This is a genomic window from Streptomyces sp. NRRL S-1813 (assembly GCF_000719605.1).
Lineage (GTDB): Bacteria > Actinomycetota > Actinomycetes > Streptomycetales > Streptomycetaceae > Streptomyces > Streptomyces decoyicus.
This window is the reverse complement of record NZ_JOHB01000003.1, coordinates 18,441-40,647: the sequence shown is the minus strand read 5'-3', so window position 1 is coordinate 40,647 and position 22,207 is coordinate 18,441. Positions and strand designations below refer to the sequence as shown.

Annotated in this window: 14 protein-coding genes; 5 read left to right on the top strand and 9 right to left on the bottom strand. The window is 72.4% G+C overall.

The window, feature by feature from the left end; genetic code table 11:
• Positions 1 to 145: 145 nt before the first annotated feature.
• Both IF67_RS0107300 and IF67_RS0107295 read right to left on the bottom strand, forming a co-directional pair.
• A complete protein-coding gene (locus tag IF67_RS0107300; RefSeq protein ID WP_037838968.1) occupies positions 146 to 1,138 on the bottom strand; it encodes a hypothetical protein in 993 nt (330 codons plus the stop codon).
• A 161-nt stretch (positions 1,139 to 1,299) separates the two neighbouring features.
• Positions 1,300 to 2,763: an amino acid permease gene (locus tag IF67_RS0107295; protein ID WP_037839001.1), complete on the bottom strand. Its 1,464-nt coding sequence runs from the start codon at positions 2,761 to 2,763 to the stop codon at positions 1,300 to 1,302.
• A gap of 678 nt (positions 2,764 to 3,441) precedes the next feature.
• Here IF67_RS0107295 and IF67_RS0107290 point away from each other — a divergent pair.
• Positions 3,442 to 4,893 carry an NAD-binding protein gene (locus IF67_RS0107290; RefSeq protein ID WP_234341007.1) on the top strand — a complete coding sequence of 484 codons (1,452 nt, stop codon included), beginning with the start codon at positions 3,442 to 3,444 and terminating at the stop codon, positions 4,891 to 4,893.
• A gap of 46 nt (positions 4,894 to 4,939) precedes the next feature.
• On the opposite strand, the gene IF67_RS0107285 is transcribed toward IF67_RS0107290, so the two are convergent.
• From IF67_RS0107285 to IF67_RS0107275, 3 genes are all read right to left on the bottom strand, one after another.
• On the bottom strand, positions 4,940 to 7,417 hold the full coding sequence (locus tag IF67_RS0107285) for a SpoIIE family protein phosphatase (protein ID WP_030983285.1): 2,478 nt from the start codon (positions 7,415 to 7,417) through the stop codon (positions 4,940 to 4,942).
• Between the two features lie 183 nt (positions 7,418 to 7,600).
• Complete coding sequence (locus tag IF67_RS0107280) at positions 7,601 to 9,235, bottom strand: helix-turn-helix domain-containing protein (protein ID WP_051817748.1); 1,635 nt, start codon at positions 9,233 to 9,235, stop codon at positions 7,601 to 7,603.
• Between the two features lie 333 nt (positions 9,236 to 9,568).
• Positions 9,569 to 10,720, bottom strand: a complete 1,152-nt coding sequence (locus IF67_RS0107275) for an acyltransferase family protein (RefSeq protein ID WP_030983281.1) — start codon at positions 10,718 to 10,720, stop codon at positions 9,569 to 9,571.
• Between the two features lie 483 nt (positions 10,721 to 11,203).
• Here IF67_RS0107275 and IF67_RS0107270 point away from each other — a divergent pair, with 483 nt between their 5' ends.
• The 4 genes from IF67_RS0107270 to IF67_RS0107255 all read left to right on the top strand — a co-directional run bounded on the left by IF67_RS0107270 (position 11,204) and on the right by IF67_RS0107255 (position 16,265).
• Entirely contained in the window at positions 11,204 to 12,037 is an 834-nt protein-coding gene (locus tag IF67_RS0107270) for an undecaprenyl-diphosphate phosphatase (protein ID WP_030983279.1), read from the top strand.
• Between the two features lie 151 nt (positions 12,038 to 12,188).
• Positions 12,189 to 13,472, top strand: coding sequence for a PP2C family protein-serine/threonine phosphatase (locus IF67_RS0107265; protein WP_051817802.1), 1,284 nt, complete (start codon positions 12,189 to 12,191; stop codon positions 13,470 to 13,472).
• A gap of 457 nt (positions 13,473 to 13,929) precedes the next feature.
• A complete protein-coding gene (locus IF67_RS0107260; protein WP_030983276.1) occupies positions 13,930 to 15,276 on the top strand; it encodes a DUF5685 family protein in 1,347 nt (448 codons plus the stop codon).
• 86 nt (positions 15,277 to 15,362) lie between these two features.
• On the top strand, positions 15,363 to 16,265 hold the full coding sequence (locus tag IF67_RS0107255; protein ID WP_030983274.1) for a PhzF family phenazine biosynthesis protein: 903 nt from the start codon (positions 15,363 to 15,365) through the stop codon (positions 16,263 to 16,265).
• Positions 16,266 to 16,355: 90 nt separating this feature from the next.
• On the opposite strand, the gene IF67_RS0107250 is transcribed toward IF67_RS0107255, so the two are convergent.
• The 4 genes from IF67_RS0107250 to IF67_RS0107235 all read right to left on the bottom strand — a co-directional run bounded on the left by IF67_RS0107250 (position 16,356) and on the right by IF67_RS0107235 (position 22,119).
• Positions 16,356 to 17,183 carry a hypothetical protein gene (locus IF67_RS0107250; RefSeq protein WP_030983272.1) on the bottom strand — a complete coding sequence of 276 codons (828 nt, stop codon included), beginning with the start codon at positions 17,181 to 17,183 and terminating at the stop codon, positions 16,356 to 16,358.
• The gene (locus IF67_RS0107245) at positions 17,183 to 18,454 is read right to left on the bottom strand and encodes a VWA domain-containing protein (protein WP_030983270.1); all 1,272 of its coding nucleotides are present in this window, start codon (positions 18,452 to 18,454) and stop codon (positions 17,183 to 17,185) included. The genes IF67_RS0107250 and IF67_RS0107245 overlap by 1 nt, the downstream gene beginning before the upstream one ends.
• Before the next feature lie 148 nt (positions 18,455 to 18,602).
• A complete protein-coding gene (locus IF67_RS0107240) occupies positions 18,603 to 19,781 on the bottom strand; it encodes a MalY/PatB family protein (RefSeq protein WP_030983268.1) in 1,179 nt (392 codons plus the stop codon).
• Between the two features lie 151 nt (positions 19,782 to 19,932).
• Complete coding sequence (locus tag IF67_RS0107235) at positions 19,933 to 22,119, bottom strand: SpoIIE family protein phosphatase (protein ID WP_030983266.1); 2,187 nt, start codon at positions 22,117 to 22,119, stop codon at positions 19,933 to 19,935.
• Positions 22,120 to 22,207 lie beyond the last annotated feature (88 nt).

Sequence of the window (22,207 nt, the reverse complement as noted above, 5' to 3'; positions counted from 1 at the left end):
CCCCTGGAAGATGTCGGGACACTCCCGATCCGCCGCAAGAGGCGACAAAACCACCCGTTCCGGCTATCTCATCGCACACACGCTCCGGCCCTCGCACACACGCACCAGGGGCGCGGCCCGTTCGCCGGTCGGCCCGCTCCGGCCGTCAACGCCGCCGGGAAGCGGCACGCCCCGCGCCGCCGTCGTCGGGGTCACCGCTCGCATAACGGCCGTGGAAGTGCGAGTACCGCTCCAGCGGCTCGCCGTCCATGCCCCATGGCCAGGGCGTCGCCACGCCTCCGGTGGCGTGCAGTACGGTCCCGGCCTCGGCCGTCCGGCCGGCCTTGAGCAGGGCGTAGGCCAGCAGATTGAGATCGGCCAGGGCCGCCGCGTGGTGGAGGAACCCCGGGCTCGGCCAGTAGTGCGCGGCCTGGTCGAGTGCCCTGGCGGCGTCGGGGCGCCGCCAGATCTCGCCGGCGCCCAGGGCCGTCATCCCGCCGCCGGCGACCGCTCGCTGATGGCCGTGGACGAGCGCGGTGAGCTCCAGGCCGGCGGCCGGGGCATCGGGCGGCATCAGGGAGCGGACACCGTCGAGCAGATCCAGCACCAGGGCGCTGGAGCCGCACTCGTCCGGTGACAGATAGCCCAGGGCCTGGAGATGCGCCTCGCGGTTCCAGGGGTCGCGGGCCTTGATCTCGCGCCAGATCGCTGCCAGCTCGGTGGAGGGGCTCCGCTCCAGGCGCAGCGTGGCCAGGTACAGGGTCCACGGCGTGGGGTCGGCGGGGAGCAGCTCGGCCGCGAGCCGGCAGGTCTCGCGGGTGGCGTGCAGATCGACGGCGGATTCCTGCTGCCGGGCCTGGATCAGGTCCGACCAGGCGTGCAGCAGCAAGGCGCCGTGGTCCTTGGGGCTGTGCTGCCGCCAGATACCGGGCAGCGACCGCCCGGCGGACCCGGCGAGCACCGCCAGGCGGTGGGCCTTGCGGTCCCAGTCCTGGCCGGCCTCGTCGATCACATCCGCCATCAGGGCCATGACGGCGGTGTCCAGGGAACCGCGGGACCAGCATGTCTCGACCCGTCGCCGGACCCGGCCCAGGGTGACGTCATCGAGCTCGGGGACCAGGCGGGGAAGGCTGCCTTTGCGGCGTCTGAAGACGGGCATGTTGTTCGGCGGCCTTCCGGTGGTGGGCTCGTGGGCGCAGCTGCGGAGCACTGCGCGCTGGTCGGGCGGTGATACTGCCGGTGTGCCGTACGGCCAGCGGTGCAGGGCACACCGCCGACCGTACGGCACACCGTCCGGTGGCCGTACGGCAGGTCCGCCGGCTAGCGGGAGGTGACGGCTGCCTTCTCGGCGGTGCCGCGGCCGAGCCGGTCGCGGACCAGGGAGATCCCGACCACCAGCACGGCGAGGAGCACCGACAGCAGCACCTGGATCCGGCCGCCGCCCTCGCTGTCGTCGGTGAGCATGTAGACCAGCACGAACGAGATCATCGCGATGGTCGCCCAGGTCAGGTACGGGAACAGCCACATCCGGACGACCAGCTTGTCGGGGTTCTCGCGCAGGATGATCCCGCGCATCCGCAGCTGCGAGAAGCAGATGACCAGCCAGACGAAGAGTGCGACCGCGCCCGAGGAGTTCAGCAGGAACTGGAAGACGGTGTCCGGCCACAGGTAGTTGAAGCCGACCGCGACGAAGCCGAAGAGGACCGAGGCGAGGATCGCGGCCTGCGGGACGCCGCGCGAGTTCGTCCGGGCGAAGGCCTTCGGGGCGTCGCCGCGCTGGCCGAGGGAGAAGGCCATCCGGGAGGCGGTGTAGAGGCCGGAGTTCAGGCAGGAGAGCACGGCGGTCAGCACGATGACGTTCATGATCTGGCCGGCGTGCGGGATGCCGATGGAGTCGAGGGCCGCGACGTACGAGCCCTTCTTGGTTATCGAGGGGTCGTTCCACGGCAGCAGGGAGACGATGACGAGGATCGAGCCGAGGTAGAAGATGCCGACTCGCCAGATGACGCTCTTGGTGGCCTTGGTGACCGCGCGCTGCGGGTCCTCGGACTCACCGGCGGCAAGGGTGACGATCTCGCTGCCCATGAAGGAGAAGACGACCATCAGCACACCGGTGAGGATCGCGCTGGGCCCGTTCGGCAGGAACCCGCCATGGGAGGTGAGGTTGGCGAAGCCGGTTGCCGCGTTGTCGGAGCCGGGCAGTACACCGAAGATCGCCAGACCGCCGAGGACGATGAAGGCCGCGATGGCGACGACCTTGATGCCCGCGAACCAGAACTCGAACTCGCCGAACGAGGCGACGGAGGCGAGGTTGGTGGCGGTGAGGACGACCATCACGATCAGCGCCCAGGCCCACTGCGGGACGGCCGGGACCCAGCTGGTGAGGATCGCCGCACCGGCGGTCGCCTCCACGGCGAGCACCACGACCCAGAAGAACCAGTACAGCCAGCCGATGGAGAAACCGGCCCAGCGGCCGAGCGCCCGGTCCGCGTAGGCGGAGAACGAGCCGGAGGTCGGGTTGGCGGCCGCCATCTCACCGAGCATCCGCATCACGAACACGACCAGCGCGCCCACCAGGGCGTACGACAGCAGGATGCCGGGGCCGGCCGCGGTGATACCGGAGGCGGAGCCGACGAAGAGACCGGCGCCGATGACCCCACCCACGGCGATCATGGACAGATGGCGGTTCTTGAGGCCCGACTGAAGCCCTGACTGCTCCGGAGCCTGCCCGTTCCCGGGCGGTGCGGGCGGAGCGGCCACGGGGCTGGGGGGAGGTGTAGTCATCTCGACATCCATTGAGGGTTGGAGGGGTCATGCATGTGGTGACTGCTGGGATCGCCTCGGTGGCCGGACGCACGTGAGGGCCGGAGCCGGCAGGCGGCGATCATGGCCCTGACGACGTGCGAAGGCTCGGCGAGCGGGCCGTTGCCTTCGGATGCCTTTGCGCGGGTGGGGGAGCACTGATCGCGCCTCCGCGCTGTGGCCCGCCCTCCTCGTGAGAGGTGAGCCGCATCACGTCCGGATTGGGATTTGCGTAAGCGTATGTGGCGGTGCGCGGTGGCGTATTTGTGAGAGAGGACAAATTCCCCTCCGAGAGCTGTACGTCCGGCCAATGAAGATTGGCGGAAAAAGGGCTCGCGTTCGGGGAACGTGAGGTGGCGGAGGTCCGGTGGCTGCTCTCCGGGCCCGTTCCGGCAGGCGTCCGGGCGGCTGCTGGTGCGGGCGGACAACGGCGCCGGCGAACCCTTGGTCACCGGCACAGATGCCTCGGGACGTGGGCGCCCTAGCGTGAGTTCGGCCAGTTCACCGGCCGACGAGCAAGGGGACTCCATGGCCACCCTTCCCTCCGCCCGACAGACCCGCACCGCCCCGGGGCACGCTCCGCCGTCCACACCATCGGTGCCGGGCGACGGCACCGGGTCGGGGGAGGCAACACCAGGTGACGGAAGGGGTGACGCCGCGGTGGCGGATCCGCCGGAGTATCCGGTGGACGAGGCCGAAGCGACCGGGCTGGATCCGGCCACGGGCCCGGTGGGCCAGGACGCCGGGATGGTGGTGATCGGGGCGACGACGCTGGCGCGCCGGGTCTGCGCCTCCCTGGGGGAGAGCGGGCATCCGGTCGACCACCTCGCCGCACCGGACGACCAGGACCTCCGCCGGGCCCTCGCCGCGCGGCCGGCCGGTGTGGCCGTCCTGGTGGGCGACGATCTGTCCGCGCTGCGCTATGCCCTTGCGGTCCGGCATGTCTGCGACACCGTCCGGATCGTCGTCACCGTCTTCGACCGCACCGTCGCGCAGCAGCTCCGGCTGCTGCTGCACCACTGTGTGCCGGTCTCGCCCGCCGACCTCCTGGCGCCGACGCTGGCCGGCCTGTGTGTGGACCCCGACGCCCTGGCCGTGTGGCACGACGGGCACGGCGCGGTGGCGGTCCGGCGGCCGGACGGCCGGCTGGAGGAGACGGCGTGGCGGGCGAGTACGGGCGCCCGGCGGCGCGCGCTGCTCGGACGGCTGCGAGGTCAGTTGCAGCCGCATGATGCGGACGCCCGGCTGCTGCTCATCGGACTGCTGGGCATCGTGGCCGTACTGGTGGCGGACTGGGTGTGGCTGGTCGGTGTGTTCCACGAGCCGGTCAGCACCGCCTTCCTGGAAGCCGCCCGGGTCGTCGCCGGGGTGGGACCGGCCGCGCCGCACCCCGGCCACCCCGTGTACGAGGTGGTGTCCGCGGTGGCGATGCTGGTGACGGTGGGATTCACCGCGCTGCTGACCGCGGGCATCGTCGACCGGCTGATCGGCCCTCGGCTGGTAGGCGTCCTGGGACCGCGGGTGCTGCCCCGGTCCGGTCACGTCATCGTGGTGGGGCTGGGGCAGGTGGGGCTGCGGTTGTGCCAGACGCTGCGTCAGCTGGGGGTCCCGGTCGTCGGCGTCGAGCGCGAGCCCGCCGCTCCGAATCTGCGCCTCGCCCGGTCGATGGGGATACCCGTGGTGCTGGCGCACGGTGAGGACCGGGCGGTGCTCGCGCGGCTCGGGCTGGGGCGGGCGCGGGCGCTCGCCGCCGTCGGCTCCCATGAACTGGACAACATCGCCGTCGCGGTCGCCGCCCACGGTGTGGCCCCGGACATCCGGGTGGTGCTGCGCGCCGGGGAGGACGAGGCGATTGCCGGGACCCGCTCGCTGCTTCCCCTCGGGCTGACCCGCGATATCACCCGGACCAGCGCGGCCTATGTGACCGCCCATCTGACGGCCTGCCCGTCCGGTGCGTCACCTCGGCGCGTCGTGGCCGACACCGACTGCGACTATGTCGACCTGCCGGGGCACGGTCTCGTCGGCCGGCCCGTCGCGGCCGGGGACGACTGCGGCCATGTGCCCGGCGGGGGCGAGCGCGACAGCGTCCGGAGCGTCCTCGGGGCGGACTGAGGACGGCGCCCCGGAGGCGTCCGCCCGGTCCGCGTTCGCTCCGCGCTCAGTCCGCTTCGCCGGAGGGGCCGGTGTCGGACGGCATGCTCTGCTCGGTCCAGATGATCTTGCCGACCGGTGTGTAGCGGGTGCCCCACCGCCGGGTGAGCTGCGCGACGATGAACAGCCCGCGCCCGCCCTCGTCGGTGGTCCGGGCGTGGCGCAGCCGCGGCGAGGTGCTGCTGGCGTCGGAGACCTCGCAGATCAGGGCGTCCTGCCGGATCAGGCGCAGGGTGATCGGTCCGGTGCCGTGGCGGATGGCGTTGGTGACCAGTTCGCTGACGATCAGCTCCGTGGTGAACAGCAGCTCGTCCAGGCCCCACTCCGACAGCTGCTGCCCGGCCAGGGCACGGGCGCTGCCGACCACGGCCGGGTCGGTGGACAGGTCCCAGGAGGCGACCTGATGCGCGTCCAGGGCGTGCGTGCGGGCGAGGAGCAGCGCGGCGTCATCGGACGGCGGGCCGGTCATCAGAGCCTTGACCACATTCCCGCCGACCTCCTTGAGCGTCTGGCCGGGCACCGCGAGGGCGCCGCTCAGCCGGGACAGCCCGACGCCGATGTCCCGGTCACAGGTCTCGATCAGCCCGTTGGTGTAGAGCGCGATCAGACTGCCCTCGGCCAGTTCCAGTTCAACGGATTCAAAGGGCAGCGTCCCGAGGCCGAGCGGCGGCCCGGCAGGCACGTCGGGGCACTCCACCGCGCCGTCGGGACCGACGATCAGCGGTGGCAGATGACTGGCCCGCGCCAGACTGCACCGCCTGCTGACCGGGTCGTACACGGCGTACAGGCAGGTGGCCCCCATGAACGTCGAGGCCACGCTCGGATTCCCGGCGTCCGCCGGCGGATCGGTGCGGTGCGTCTTCACCAGGCCGATGACCAGGTCGTCCAGGCGGGCCAGCAGTTCATCGGGCGGCAGATCCAGGTTGGCCAGGGTGCGTACGGCGGTACGCAGCCGCCCCATGGTGGCCGCGGCGTTGATGCCGTGTCCGACCACGTCCCCGACGACCAGGGCGACCCGCGCCCCGGACAGCGGGATCACATCGAACCAGTCGCCGCCCACACCGCTGGGGGCATCCGCCGGGAAGTACCACGACGCCACCTCCAGCGCGGATCCGCCGGTCAGCTCGTGCGGCAGCAGGTTCTGCTGCATGACCCGGGCCGCGGTGTGCTCGCGGGTGAAGCGGCGCGCGTTGTCGACACACACCGCGGCCCTGGCGACGAGCTCCTCGGCGAGCTGGACGTCGTCCGCCACGAAGGGCCCCAGGCGGCGGGAGCGGAAGAAGGTCGCCGCGCCCAGGGTGATGCCCCGGGCCTGCACCGGTGCCACCATCACCGAGCGGAATCCGAAGGCGCGGATCACGGCGGCCCGGACCGGGTCCTCGGTGACCCAGGAGCTGGTGGCGAAGTCCAGGACCGGTTCCACCAGGGACTCGCCCTTGAGCAGACAGCGGGCGATGGGCGACGACGGGGGACGCTGGACGGCTTCCCCGACGGCCAGGCCGGCTTCCGGGCAGCCCTCGTGGACCGACTGCTGACCGGAGCGGCGCATGGTGGGTGTGCTGTCGACCGGCCCGGGGACCGGCTCCGCACCCCTCAGAACCGAATCCAGCAGGTCGACGGCGACGAAGTCGGCGAGCGCCGGCACGGCGACATCGGCCAGCTCCTGGGCGGTGCGGGTGACGTCCAGCGTGCTGCCGATGCGCACGCTGGCGTCGTTCAGCAGGGCCAGGCGCTCCTGGGCCCGCCAGCGTTCGGTGACGTCGATGACCATGTACCAGACGCCGATACGACGGCCCCGGGGGTCCTCCAGCACGAAGAAGGACGCCGAGTAGGCGCGCTCCTGGTGGGGGTCCGCGTAGGTGGGGCTGCGGAATTCGTAGTCCAGCACCGGCGCCCCGCTCTTCAGGACCCGCTGCATCCGCTCCTCGAACGCCTCGGCCTCCAGCTTCGGCAGCACCTCCGTCACCCGTTTCCCCAGCCGCCGGTCGAGGGGGACCAGGCGCTCCAGCACGTCATTCACCCAGACGTAGCGCAGACCGGTGTCCAGCACCGCCATGCCGACCGGTGCATGCGCCAGGAACGGTTCGAGCATCAGCTGGTTCACGCCGCCGCCCGGCATCCGCCACTCCTCCAGGGCGAGGACGGACCACCGTTCCTGGCCGGAGCCGTCGAGCAGGGGCGTGACCTGCACCGCCAGCTGGAGATCCCGGCCGTCCCGGTGGCGCACCGCCACCGATCCGCCCCAGCCGTCCCCCGACCGGCACCACCGGGCCACGGCGGCCACCCGGGCCTCGTCGCCGGGCATCGCCAGCAGCTTCGCCGCGGGCCTGCGGAGGACCTCCTCGGCCGGATAGCCGAGCAGCCGCTCCGCCGCCCGGGTCCAGGCCACGATCAGCCCCTGTCCGTCCACTTCGGCCGTCGCGGACTGCGCCATGTCCCATGCGCGGTCCGACCCGCCCGGGAGGGCATTCTCCGAGGTCATCATCGCCAGCCCGTCAGCTCAATGGAGCAATATCGCCCAGTTTAGGAGAATCGTGGACCAATGGCGGTCCGTGCGGTCCGGGCTGCGGGTGCCGGCTCTACGGGGAGACGGCGGGGGATGCCGTGCATCCTCGGCCAGAGGGCCGATGCGGGCCGCCGACCGCGCCGCCGGGCGCCGCGCTCCGGTTCAGGGGGCGGGCGGCAGCCGCAGCTGGAGCATGGCCAGCAGCCGCTGATCCGGACGGCTGAGGTCGAGACCGGTCAACTCCTCGGCCCGGCGGATCCGGTAGCGCAGCGTGTTGGGGTGCACATGCAGTTCGGCGGCCGCGGCCCGGACATCGCCGAAGGAGTTCAGATAGGCGAGGACGGACTCGGCCAACTGCCCCTGGCTGCGGCTGTCGTGAGTGACCAGAGCGGTCAGCCGGGGGTCGCGCATCTCGGGGTGCGCGGAGAGCAGCGTCAGCACTTCGCTGACGAGCACCTCGGCCTGGATGTCCGGCAGCGCGGCGACCGTGGTGGTGACGCCGGCACCCACCATGGCGTCGAGGATCCGGTCCGCCTCCCGGCGCGATTCGGGAACCTCGCCGAGCCCCGGCACGATGCAGCCGACGGATCCGCGCAACGACAGGCCCAGGTGCCGTCGGGCGGCCTCGGTGATCGCCTGTCCCCAGCCGCGCAGCGTGCCGACGTCGATGCTGCGCGGCAGCTGCGGCAGCAGCACATAGATCCGCGAGTCGATCTGGGTGACCAGGGCGCTGCGGTGCCGTGCGGCGGTGTGCACCGAGATCAGGTTGCTGACCTCGGCGCGGGTCAGCTCCGGCAGGGTGGCCTCGGTGGTGGCCCCGTACGAGAAGCCCAGGACGGCGGCCGGGCGGGCCGCGTCCAGGGCGAGGTGGCCGGCCAGCGGCTGGGGCCCGGTACTGCCTTCCAGCAGCCCGGCCGCGAGCGTGCGGGTCAGCGTCAGATCCGCGGAGAGCTCGCGGCGTCGGCGTACGAGGTGGAGCGCAGCGACCCGGGCCGCGCCCAGCAGCGCCTGGTCCGACTGCTCGGTCAGCGGCGCCGAGCCCTCCTGTACCCAGATGGTGCCCAGCTGCCGTTCGCCGGACCGGATGGCCACCGCGAGCCGGCGGCGGATGCCCAGCTCGGCGTGGGCCTCGATGCGGATCACCTCGTCGGAGGCGCGCAGCCGCTGGAACACGCCCCACTTCCGCAGCCGCGCCAGATAGGCCTCCGGACCCTGCCAGCCCAGGATGGACAGCCGCCGCAGATCGTCGACCTCGTCGGAGTCGGCGGAGCGGGAGTAGGCCAGCACGCGGTTGGCGGTGTCCTCGATGCTGACGATGCCGCCGGTGAGGATCGCGGTGGTCTGGGCCAGCGAGAAGAGATCGCCCTCCTCGGGCGCCTCGCCGGGGCGCCCCTGCGGCAGGCTCTCCAGCGCCGCGCGGGCCAGCGCGTCCACCTGCTCCCAGCGCGCCTCGCTCCGTACGGACAGCAGGGCGATGCCCGCCTCGGCGGCGGTCGCGCTGAGCGCCTCGGCCTGTCCGGGAGTGTCCAGCTTGACCGCGACGGCGGCGGCTCCGTCGCGGCCGCCGGCCCGCAGCGCGGGGAATGCGGCACGGCCACGTGCCCCTATCGCGAGGACCAGCTCACCGGGGTGGGTGATCGGCGGATCCTCCGGGTCCAGCAGCGCGACGCTGCGGATTTCCACGTCCAGTCCGGCGGGTGCGGCCTGGAGTTCCACCAGGGGCTCGCCCAGCGACAACAGCAGCTGGCGCAGGCTGATTCCGGTCGGGGGTGGCGGTGCCGCCGCAGCTGGATCCATGATCGGTGCCTCTGCCGGGTCCGGGTGGCCTGGGCTCATAGGGCTGCTGGCCATCTCGCAGGCACTTCCGATCACGTCACGTCAAGCATCCGATCGGCCCAAGGTGAGCCACCACCGCGCGTATGAGCCGTGCCCACAGTACTGATGCTATCCGGCAGGGCGATCGGGGCCGTGGTGGAAGCGGTGCCGCCGGAAGATGTCTACACGTGGTGTAGACGGTGAGGCAGTGGTGCAGGCATGGGGCTCCCGGTCTCCGGGTGTGCCGAGCCGGGCGGCGGCCGGAGTGCTGCCGCCGCCACGGCAACGGCCACGGTCACCCGGGCCCCGGTGTCGTCATGTCGCACGGCCTCGCGGCGCACCGGGGGAGGGTTCCTCTCTGAAGGCCCACTTCATCTTCGGTTCCATGGCAAAGCGCAGGGCACGTTGGACCGGCGGTGTGCACAGCAGCGTCACGATCGCCCCGGCGAGGAGCGTGATGGCGACGGCACCCCACGGGGTGTGGACCCAGGCGGCGTCGTACCAGTCCCACCAGCGGGAGGCCTTGGCGAGGAAGGCGTGCAGCAGATAGCCGTAGAGCGTGCCGGCGCCGAGTACGGTGCACCACGTCCGGCGGCCCGGCACCCAGGCCAGGAAACAGGCCGTGAGGACCAGCGAGCAGCCGAACATGGCCAGTTGCATCAGCACCCCGCACCACCACGGAACCCCCAGCTTCTGGGCGCTGTCGGTGTGGTAGAACCATGCGTCGTTCATGCGCGGCTCGGCCCAGTACGCGAAGGCCAGCGCGGCCATGAGGACGGGCACCGCGGCAATGCGCGCCGCCCAGCAGCGCACGAGGTTGAAGTGCTCCGCCTTCAGGCACATGCCGAGGACGAAGAACGGCAGGAATTGCAGGACCCGTTGCATGTCCAGGTCGCTGCTGATCTCCGGGGACACGGAGGCCGACAGGGCGATCGCGAGGGCCAGCGGCACCGGCCACCGTACGATCCGCCACAGCGGTGCGGTGAGCCGCCAGATGAACAGGGCGGCCAGGAACCAGGTGACGAACCACGGGTCCAGCAGGTCGACCGTGAAGCTCGGTATGTCGCCGGCCCAGTACCGGAACAGCGCATAGGCCGTCTGGAAGAGGATGAACGGGACGGCGACTCCGGTGACCAGCCGCTGTAGCCGGTCGCGGCGCATATCGAAACTGCGGGAGAAATAGCCGGATATGACGATGAAGGCCGGCATGTGGAACGCGTAGACGAAGATGTAGAGCGCGGCCGCACTGCGGCTGCCCGCGTAGAGCGGCTCCCAGGCGTGGCCCAGTGCCACCAGCACGATCGCCAGGTATTTGGCGTTGTCGAAGAACGCGTCGCGGGGCTTTCCCGGGGCCGGCGGCCCCGACTTGGCCACGGTGGCGGGGGAGCGCGCGGCGACGGCGGGCCGTTCGGCGGAGGGCGGCCGAGCGGTGTCCTGCGGGGAGGCGGAGCGGAGAGGAGGTGTCACGACACGGCCTCCCAGCGGTCGGTGGGCCGCCGGGACCTTCTCCCTGTGGTGGTGGGGGCAACAACCGTGACAGGCATGGCAAGCGGCATCCTGGCTCCTTATGTGGATGGGGTGCGGGACGAGTGAAGGACCCTACAAGGCGTGGGGTTGACGACATGGTCCGGTGTCCAGGTGTCCGCACCCTGTTCGTCTATACGTCGCCGGTCACGGGCACTGTTCAGCCGTGTTCATCCGTACCGAATCCCGGCGGCTCTCCGCCACCCGGGCCCGCGGCAGTTGCCGTCTCCCCGGCCCGGCTCGCCGGGCCGAGCGTCCCGCGACGGTCCCCCTCCGACCGGCCGGGCCGGTGCTGCGGCGGCCCGCGAGGCCGCTTCGGCCGGCCGGCGTACCCCCAGTACAGTCGCTGCACCGACCTGTGTGCCGAGGCATACGCACCACGGCGCACCCGCGCCGCACGCCACACCGTCCGCAGAAATGGAATCCATGAGCGCGATCAGCATCGGCCAAGCCGTCGTCCTCGGAGCCGTCGAGGGGGTGACGGAGTTCCTTCCGGTGTCCTCCACCGGACATCTCAAGATTGCCGAAGGCCTGATGGGGATCCCCGTCGACGACAAGACCGTGGTCGGCTTCTCGGCCGTCATCCAGGTCGGCGCGATCGCCGCGGCGCTCGCCTACTTCTTCAAGGACATCGTGCGCATCGTCGGCGCGTGGTTCCGTGGACTGCGCGATCGCGAGGAGCGCTACCACCACGACTACAAGTTCGCCTGGTGGGTGATCTACGCCACCATCCCGATCGTCGTCGTCGGCCTGGCCGCCAAGCCGCTGATCGAAGGCCCCCTCGCCTCCCTCTGGGTGGTGGCCGGTTCGCTGATCATCGGCAGTGGCGCGATGTGGGCGGCCGACCGGATGGGCCGCCACAAGCGCGGTGAGGACGACACCTCGCTCAAGGACGCCATGTGGGTCGGCTGCTCCCAGATCCTCGCCCTCCTCTTCCCCGGCTTCTCCCGCTCCGGCGCGACGATGTCCACCGCCCTCATCCTGGACCTGGAGCGCGTCGCGGCCACCCGCCTCTCCTTCTTCCTCGGCATCCCGGCCCTCACCGGAGCCGGTATCTACGAGCTGAAGGACGCCGTCGGCAGCGGTGCCGCCGTCGCGCCGCTGGCCATCGGCACCGTCGTCTCCTTCGCCGTCGCCTACGCCTCGATCTCCTGGCTGCTGAAGTTCGTGGCCAAGCACTCCTTCAACTCCTTTGTGATCTACCGGATCCTCGTCGGCGCACTTCTCTTCGGCCTGCTGGGCATGGGCGTACTCAGCTGACCTCCGCGGGAGGGTGCCGACGGGCCGTGGCCTCCGCCGCACGGAGGACCGGCGCCCCGGCCGCGGCGGGCCGTGGGGCCGCCCGGGGCCGGGGCGGCGGATCATGGCCGGGGCCGCACCGGAAGCGGGCCGCAGCGCCCTGGAGGTGACCTTGTCGAACCGGGATGGCTCGGATGCGGATCCGGAAGCCGATCATGACCGCCTACTGGCCCGTCTGCGCGCGACGGAGGAAGCCGCCGAGCAGATCGGCACCACTTCGGACGAGCAGACCACGTGCGCCGAACTGTCCCGCTTCATGTGCCGGCACCTGTGTGACGCCGCCGCGGTGGACCTGCTCACCGAGGGCAGCGGGACCCGTCCCCGCTCCCCGGCGGCGCTGCGACGGGTGGCGACGGCGGGCCTGGTCAAGGTGCTGGAAGCACGGTTCCCGGACGAGGGTCCGGGCGGGCCGGAGGGCGGGTCCGCCGCCCTGCGGGCGCTGGACGAGGGGCACCCCGTCACCTCGGCGGCCACCTTGCCGGGCGGCCGCTCCGCCGGGGCACTGTCGGTGCCGCTCGTCGCGCACGACCGCCACTACGGTGTGCTGCTGGCCCTGCGCGCGGGCGGCAGCTTCACCGCGCATGAGACCGCCACCGCGCAGTACCTGGCACGTCTCGCCGCCGTCCAGCTCGCCCAGGCCCGCCGCTATGCCGCCGTACAGCGCACGGCGATGGACCTGCAACGGGCGCTCCTCGCGGAGCCCGGCCGGCCGCACCCCAACCTCGAACTCGCCACCCGCTATCTGCCCTCCGGCGGCCACGCCCTGGTCGGCGGCGACTGGTTCGAGACGGTGCGGCTCCACTACGGGCGCACCCTGCTCGTCATGGGCGACGTCATGGGACACGGGCTCGACGCGGCGGTCGACATGAACGCCTACCGCTCCCACCTCCGCTATATCGCCTCGACCGATCTGCCGCCGCACCGAGTGCTGCGCCAACTCGACGCCGCCGTGGCCGGGGACGAGTCCCGGCGTCCGGCGACCTGTCTGCTGGCCCGGGTCGATCCGGCGCGCGGGATCGCCGCCTTCGCCAGCGCGGGCCACCTCCCTCCGGCGGTGTTCAGCCGTGAGGGCGTCGCCGGCCTCGTCCACGTCCCCGTCGGCCCGCCCCTGGGCACCGGGGCCGGGGGCTACGAACTCGTCTCCCGCGCCCTCACCCCCGCCGACACTCTGCTGATGTTCACCGACGGTCTCGTCGAGCGGCGCGGTGAAGACATCGACGCCTCGCTGGCCCGGCTGGCCGGGGTGCGGATGCCTGCCGGGGCGGGCGTGACAGAGGTGCTCGACGAGGTCCTGCTCCGCCTCGACGGTCTGCACGCCGAGGACGATGTCGCCGTCCTCGCCGCGCGTCTGCGCCACCATCCGGGGGCGGGGCCGGCCGAGCCCGGCGCGGTCTGACGCGTCGGCGCACCGTGCTCCGACGAATCCGGAAGCCGGTTGAATCATTCCGGGGCGTGGTCCGTATATAGGGGTGTGCCGCGGGATTTTCCCCGATTCCCGGCCTGGCCCGGCCTTCCTGTGGACCTGGGCCCGCGGTTGCTCCGCCGGCGCTTCCCCTGGCCCGGCGGAGCGACCGCCGCACTGCCGTGAGGGCGAGGTGTACGGGCCCGCGCCACCGGGACGCGGCCGAAGAGGGCACGGCCCCCGGGCGGGTGGCGGACCGCCTCGGGCACGGTCCCGGCCGACGGCGTTCCGGCACCGTCGAGGTGACGGCACGTCAGTTGCTTCGCGGATCTGCGGATCCGCACAAGGGGTGTGTGTCCAGGTCAGCGGCGCGATCGGTACGATTTTTCCGGCCGCTGCCGGCGAGCGCCGGCCCGAGCCGGTCCACGCCGACGTCTTACGGGGGTTTCACATGTTCGGGATCGTCAGGCCATGCACGCATCGCCTGTCCCAAGGACTCAAAGCGGAGTGGATGGCCCATCTGTGCGGTCTCTGTCTCGCGCTGCGCGGCGATCACGGGCAGTTCGCCCGCGTCGTCACGAACTACGACGGGTTGATCATCTCCGTGCTGACGGAGGCGCAGTCCGGCCCCGCGCAGGCCAGCCGCCGCACCGCGGGGCCCTGCCCGCTGCGGGGTATGCGCACCGCCTCGGTGGCGAAGGGGGAGGGCGCACGCCTCGCGGCATCGGTGTCCCTCGTGCTCGCCTCGGCGAAGATACGCGACCATGTCGCCGACGGGAACGGAGCGCTGCGCCGCCGCCCCGTGGCCGCCGCCGCGCGCAAGGTCGCCGCGGGATGGGACCGGGCCGGGGCGCGCACCGGCGCCACCGTCGGCTTCGACACCGCCGTACTCGTCGACGCGGTCGACCGGCAGCTGGGCATCGAGGAGCTGGCCGGCCCCGGCACACCGCTGACGGTCATCACCGAACCGACCGAGACGGCGACCGCCGCGGCCTTCGCCCACACCGCGGTGCTGGCGGGCCGGCCGGGCAACGCCGTGCCGCTGGCCGAGGCCGGGCGGCTCTTCGGACGGCTGGCCCATCTCCTCGACGCCGTGGAGGACCGTGCGGCGGACGCCGCCGAGGGTGCCTGGAATCCGCTCGCCGCCACAGGTGCCACCCCCGCGCAGGCCCGCCGGCTGTGTGACGACGCACTGCACGGCATCCGCCTCGCGCTGCGCGAGGCGGAGTTCGCCGACTCCACCCTGGTGCATGTGCTGCTGGTGCACGAACTGCGCCGGTCGGTGGACCGCGCCTTCGGTACGGCCGCCTGCTCCCACCAGGGGCACGGAGCGCCGGGCCCGTACGACGGCCAGGGCGGTAACCCGTACGGGAACGGGTACGGGCAGCCTTCCCCGTACGGCCAGGCTTCCCAGCCCGGCCAAACGCCCGCCGGTGGCCCGTACGCCCAAGGCGGGCAGTATCTGAACGGGCTCCAGAACCCTTACAGCGGCGGTCCGATGGGTCCGGGTGGCGGCCATGGCGGCGGCCACGGTGGCGGCTCCGGCGGTGACAACGGCGGGATGCCGCAGTTCCCGCACCAGCCGAAGAAGCCTCGTAATTTCCTCGCCGGCTGCGCGGTCGCCATCGGGCTGTGCTGCACCTGCCAACTCTGCTGCGCGGAGGAGTACGAGGGCCCGTGGTCGCGCAAGAAGCGCGAAGGCTGCTGTCGGGACTGCGATTGCTGCGACTGTTGCGACAGTTGCAGCTGCTGTGATGGTTGCGACTGCTGTGACGGTTGTAGCTGCTGCGACTGCTGACCGCTGACCACGGGGCCGTCCCGCCGGGGAGCAGGGCCGGACGTAGCCTGGGCCGCGGACCGACCGCGCCGAGAGGAGCTCGACCCATGGCCGACAGCACCCCGTTCGCCCTGGTGGATGTCTTCACCGAGCAGCCGCTGGAAGGCAATCCGCTGGCCCTCGTTCCCGACGCCGATGCGCTGCCCGAAGGGCTGCTGCCCCGCATCGCCCGCGAGTTCCACCAGGCGGAGACGACGTTTCTGCTGCGGCCTGCACAGCCCGGCGCCACCTGGCGGCTGCGCTCCTTCACCGCGGCGGGCATCGAGGTGTTCGGGGCCGGCCACAACGCCCTCGGTGCCTGGTGGTGGCTGGCGTCCACGGGCCGTCTGGGCCCCCACGGCGGCGCGGGGCGTTGGCACCAGCAGCTGGGTTCCACGGTGCTGCCGGTCGAGATCACCGCGGACGGGAACCGCCGCATCGAGGTCACCCTGGAGCAGCGGGCGGCCGAATACGGGGCCGAGTTGACCGACCGGGCCGCCCTTGCCGAGGCGCTCGGGGTCGACGGCGACGGACTGGGGGCAGCTGCCGGACTGCCCGTCGCGCAAGTCGTCTCCACGGGCGCCGCGCATCTGATGGTCGGGCTCCGAAGCCGTCGCGACGTCGAGGCCGCGCGCCCGGATGCCGCCCGGCTGCGGGCGCTGCTGCCCGATGTCGGCGGCCAGGGTGTGTACCTGTACGCCCTCGATCCGGCCGAGCCCGACGCCGGGGTGTATGCCCGCTTCGTCAACCCGGTCGCCGGTATCACCGAGGACCCGGCCACCGGTAGCGCCGCGGGCCCGCTCGCCTGCCTCCTGCGCCGTCACGGCCGGGCAGGTGACCAACTGGCCATCGTGCAGGGGCATGCGCTCGGCCGGCCCTCCCACATCAGGGTCACCGTCACCGGCCACACCCCGCGAGTCACCGGCCGCGCCGCCCTGGCCGCGACCGGTGAACTCAACCTGCCGAGATGAGAACTCGACCTGCCGAGACGAGAGATGAGGAACGGAGATGGCGGCCCCGGGCGGGGCGGCCACGGCCCGTGCCATGGCCGCCCCGGCCGTTCAGGCGCCCGGTGGCACCTGTGACGGGCGGCCGGAGCCCCGGGTGAAGCGGTAGCCGGCGAGGCCGGCCAGGGCCGCGAGCAGCCCGCCCGCCGCGGTCCAGAGCCAGCGGTCGGACCACCCGCCGGAGGACCAGCCGCCGTCCGGCTCGCCCAGGGCCGCAGGCTCCCCGGGGGTGGTGCTCTCCTCGGCCTGCGGTGTGGCGGTGGAGGCGCCGGGCACCAGGGGCGCGGCGAGTGTGCCGTCCACCGCGTGGGCGCCGCCGGTGTCGGCCGTGGTGGCGTCGACCTCGGCGTGCACCGGCAGGCCGAGGTCGTCCTTGGGCAGATCGACGACCGTCAGGCGCACGTAGTAGCTGCCGGGCAGCGGATCGTTCGACCACGGCTCCGCCCAGGCGCGGACCGTGCGCAGGGTGCAGGACAGCTCGACGGATCCCGTGTCCTGGGCCGCGGTCCTGGTCCGGGCGCCGTACATGCACGCCTGATGGCGGCGCAGCCCGTCGTAGACATCGAGCTGCCAGGTCGCCGCGCCGTGCCGGGCACTCTGCGGGAGCGTCACCTTGGCCTTGACGGTGGCGCGCTGTCCCGCGTCCACGGGCAGCACCCAGTAGAGGTAGTCGCCGGTGGACGCGTCCGCCGTGGCCCGCTGATCCGGCTTGATGGCGGCCGCCGTACGGAAGGAGGTACCGGCCTCGGTCGGAGCGGCGGACTCCGCATCCGTGCTGGTGCTGGGCCCGGGGGACGGGCTGTCGGCGACGGCGGTTCCCGCCATGCCGAAGAGACCGGCGCCGGCCAGCACCACGGTCATCAGTGTGCGCAGGGTGCGCATCAGTTGGTCCTCCAGACGGTGACGCGCCAACGGGATATCCAGCCCCACAGCAGACCGGCGACGAGCCCGCTGAGCACCAGTGAGACCAGCAGCCACCAGCCGTGTCCGAGGCCGAAGAAGGCCGCGTCGGAGGCGTCATCGGGGCCGTCCACCAGGTCGACGGTCAGCTCGACGGGCAGGCCCGGGTCGGTTTTGACCGAGGCGGGTGCCGAGAAGGAGTTGCTGACCTGGAGGCAGACGGTCTCCGCCGCCGGTTTGTCGTCGTCCCCGGAGGCGACTGGCGCCTTCGGGTAGCGCAGCCCGGAGGAGATCACATCCGTGCGGCCGTCGCCGGCCTCCGACCCGCGGACGATCTCCCGGCCGTGCACGGTCGAGGCCCGCAGCAGCACGCCGTAGTCGTTGTTCACGGCACGGTCCGCGGCGAGGCTCACCGAAGCACGCAGTTCCTGGCCGGGCCGGACGTTCACCCGGTACCAGCGGTGCTCGGCGAACTTCTCCCGGTCGCTGTAGAGACCGGCCTTGAGCTCGGGGGCGTCGGCGCACTGCTGTGCGCCCTCGGCCGCCACCGGAGTGGCCACGGGATGGGCGGCGCGGTCCACCAACTGGTGCACCCGGTCCCGGAGTTGCTTGGTGTGCTGTACGGAGGTGTAGGTTCCGCCGGTCGCCTCGGCGATACAGCTCAGCTGGTTGCGGGTCTTGGCGTCCGGCAGCAGCCCGAGGGTGTCGACGGTGAGATGGATGCCCTTGGCGGCGATGTCCCGCGCCACCTGGCAGGGGTCGAGCGGGGCGCAGGTGTCCTCGCCGTCCGTGATGAGGACGATCCGGCGGGTCGCGTCGCCGCCCTTGAGGTCGTCGGCCGCGCCCAGCAGGGCCGGACCGATGGGCGTCCAGCCGGTGGGGGCGAGCGTGGCCACCGCGGTCTTCGCCTCGGTCCGGTTCAGCGGGCCGACCGGGTAGAGCTGCCGGGTGTCCTTGCAGCCGACTTTCCGGTCCTCGCCACGGTAGTTGGCGCCGAGGGTGCGTATGCCGAGCTGGACCTCGTCCGGCACCGCGTCCAGTACTTCGTTGAACGCCTGCTTCGCGGCGGCCATCCGGCTCTGTCCGTCGATGTCACGCGCCCGCATCGAGCCGCTGACATCGAGCGTCAGCTCGACCTTGGGGGAAGACTTCGCATCCGGTTCACCGGCGGCGGCAGGTGTGGGGGCCAACGCGACGGTCATCGCGGCCAGCAGGCCGCACACCCCGGCCGCCAGCCGTTTTCTTGTGATCATCGCCGGATCGTATGGAGAAACTCCCCGCAATCCAAAAACGGTCCTCTCAACTGCGGTGTGGAGGAGGGCCGGTGGTGGGGTGGCCGGTGCCCGCTCCGGTGGTTCCTTCCCCTGGCGGGGAAGGAAGCCGCGGGGCCGGGTGTCCTGGTCAGGTCAGCGCGGCGGCCATGCGCCGTACGGCCTCGGTGAGCAGCTCGGGCGAGGTCGCCAGGTTGAGCCGGACGTGACCGGCGCCGCCGGTGCCGAAGCTGGTACCGGGGCTGAGGGCGACCCTGCCGCGTTCGAGGAAGGCCGCGGCGGGGTCGTCACCGAGGCCGAGCGGGCGGCAGTCGAGCCAGGCGAGATACGTCCCGGCGGCGGGGCGGTAGCGGACCTCGGGGAGTCGCTCGGCCAGCAGGCCGGCGAGCAGCCGGCGGTTGTCGTCGACGCCGGCGCGCACCGCGTCGAGCCAGTCACCGCCGTCCCGCAGGGCGGCGGTGTGGGCGATGATGCCGAGGTGACTGGGGCCGTGGCTGACCTCCTCCGGGATGCGGGCCAGCTCGTCGGCCGCGGCGGGCCCGGCGACGGCGAGCGCCGCCTTGAGACCGGCCAGGTTCCACGCCTTCGACGCCGACATCAGCGACAGACCGCTCTCCGCCCCGGGCACGCTCAAGTAGGGCACGAATCCGGCGTCCAGGGCCACCACGGGCGCGTGGATCTCGTCGGCGACGACCCGTACGCCATATCTGTCCGCGAGTGCCGCGACCGCGGCCAGTTCGTCGGCGTCGTGCACGGTGCCGGTGGGGTTGTGCGGGCTGCACAGCAGGTAAGCGGCCCGGCCCCCGTCCGCGACCGCGTGCCGGAACGCCCGCTCCAGCGAGGCGAAATCGATCCGCCCCGCCGCTCCCAGCGGCGCTTCCACCACGCGCCGGTCCATATGCGTCACGAACTGGTAGAACGGCGGATAGACGGGGCAGTTGACGACCACCGCGTCTCCCGGGCCGGTCAGCAGCTTGAGCACCTCGACGATGCCCAGCATCACATCGGGCACGATCGCCGTGCGCTCCACGACGAGGCCTTCCCAGTCCCATCGCGCCCGTGCGAAGCCGGCCAGGGCCCGGGCGTACGCCGTCCCTGCCGGATAGCCCGTGTCGCCGAGCGCCACCGCATCCGTGATCGCCTCGGCGACCGGTACGGCGAGCGGCACATCCATCTCCGCCACCCACAGCGGCAGCACATCGTCCGGGTAGGTGCGCCACTTCATGCTCGTACGCAGCCGCAGGTCGTCGAGGGAGAGCCGGCGCAGCGGGTTGGTGTCGTCGGGGGTGGCACGCGGCACGGGGTCCATGAAGCCAAAATAGGCACGTTGCCAGGGGAAGGGCAGGGGGAGCGCGGCCTTCGTCACCGCCGGGGTCGTGTGCGCCGGGCCGGGACCCGTGGCCGGGCGGGTGTGCGGACGGGGCCGGAGCGGTGCCCACTGGTGCGCGCCGGGTCGGCTGTCAGGTGGCGGTGAGGACCAGAGCGGCCTGGTCATCGGGGGTGGAACGGCCCGCGAAGGCGGTCACCGAGGTATGGATGGCCTCGACGAGAGCGGACGCGCCGGAGAACGGGGTCGGGAGGGCGAGGAGGGCCTCGGCCAGACGGTGTTCGTCGAAGAACTCGCCGGCGGCGGAGCGGGCCTCGGTGATGCCGTCGGTGACCAGCACCAGACTGTCGCCCGGGTAGAGGTCGAGCCGGCAGGCGGCGCCGTCGAAGTCGGGGGCGATCCCCAGGAGCAGGCCCGACTGGACGAGTTGTTCGACCGTCCCGTCGGTGCGGCGCACGAGCGGCGGGACGTGGCCGGCGCGGATGAGCTCCAGTGCGAGGTGGGACGGGGTGTGCCGCAGCTCGCCGTAGACGAGCGAGACGAAGTAGTCCTCGTCGAGAGCGTTTCCGGTCAGTGCGGTGTTGATGGCGGCGACCACGGCAGCCGGGTCGTGCAGCAGCCGCGCGGCGGCGCGTGCGGTGTGGCGGACCATGCCGGTAGTGGTCGCGGCCAGGGCACCGCGCCCGCACACATCGCCGATCATGAACGCCCAGCGGTCGTCCGGGAGCGGGAAGACGTCGTAGAAGTCGCCGCCGACCTCGAGCCCTTCCCCGGCGGGGTAGTACGACGCCGCCAGATCGGCGCCGGGAATCCTGGGCAGCTCCGGAGGCAGCAGCCCGGCCTGGAGGTCGCGGGCCAGCTGGACGCGGTCGCTGAACTGGTGGGCGTTGTCGGCGCTGGAAGCGGCCCGGCGGGCCAGTTCCTCGGCAAGGGCGATGACATGGCCGTCCAGGGGCCGGTCGGTGGCCAGCAGGGTCAGGGCGCCGAAGGTGCGGCCGCGGGTGGCCAGCGGGGTACAGACGTAACCGGTGACACCGGGCAGCCGCACGGGGCCGTCGCCGGGCGAGGTGCCGGCGTGGTCCGTCTCCGTGGTGCCCGAGGCCAGGACGCGGGCCACCGCCTTGTCGACCTGGTCCCGCAGGACGGGGGAGGCGAGCAGGTCCTCCTCGGCCCGGGAGGCGGCGGCCACGGCGATCCGCCGGGTCCGCCCGTCCTCGACGACATGGACGCTGCACAGCGGGGCCAAGGTCGGCACGGTCAGCCGGGCCAGGCACTGGAGACAGTCGGCGTAGTGCAGCTCGCGGGTGATGGCCGTGCTGGCGTCCAGGACGAAAGCCAGGTCCTCACGGGCCTCCTTCTCCCGCTCCTGGGCGGCGCGGCGCGCCTCCGTGGCCTGATGACGCTCGATGGCCAGCGCGGCGATACGGGCGAACGCGGCGCTGAGGGCCAGGTCCTTGTCCTCGGGGGCCTTGGGGGCGCGGTGATACATCGCGAAGGTGCCCAGCAGCCGGCCGTCCGTCGCCAGGATCGGAGTGGACCAGCACGCCGCGACCCCGGCCCGCGCGGCCAGGTCGTGGTAGCCGTCCCACCGGTGATCGGTGGCGATATCGGTGACGATCACCGGCACGCGCAGATACGCGGCGGTGCCGCACGAGCCGATGTCCGGGCCGATGGCTATCCCGTCGATCGCCTCGTTGTAGAAGTCCGGCAGGCCGGGGCCGGTGCCGTGCCACAGATGCCGGCCCTCGGGATCGGCCAGCAGTACCGAGACGATCAGTTCCGGCGACAGCTCCTCGATGGCCCGCGCCATGCCGGTCAGGATGTCGCCCAGCGGGGCGTCGCGGGCGATCTGCTCCAGCAGGATGCGCTGTTCGGCCGCGAGCAGCTGGGCGTGGTGGTACACGGTGGTCTCCACCGCGATCACGACCACCCCGTCGATTTCGCCGACCGTGTCCCGGCGGGGCTCGTAGGTGAAGTCGAAGAACCCCTCCCGCTCCGCCCCCGGCGCACCGAGCACCAGCCGCCCGCCGCGGGCACGGTACGGAGTGCCGGTGCGGTACACCGCATCGAGCCGGTCGATGACGCCCTGTGGCGTCAGCTCCGGAATCAGGTCCGCGAGCGGCGCGCCGGTCCCGCCGCGGTCGCCGCCGAATACCTCGAAGAACGCCGGATTCGCCGCCTCCAGCAGATGCGACGGGCCGCCCAGCGCAGCGAAGATCACCGGAGCCTGATCGAACAGGTCCTCGTACTCCGCGCTCCGCCGGGGCGTGGACCTGGGATATGTGGTGATCGCGCCGGGGCGATCCGACTGTAGGGACATGACAGGCCGCCCTCTCTCACACGCATCGACCGCGCCGCCCGTCACCTCCCACTCTGGCACACCACCACAAGGTTTCCGGGCCACGGCC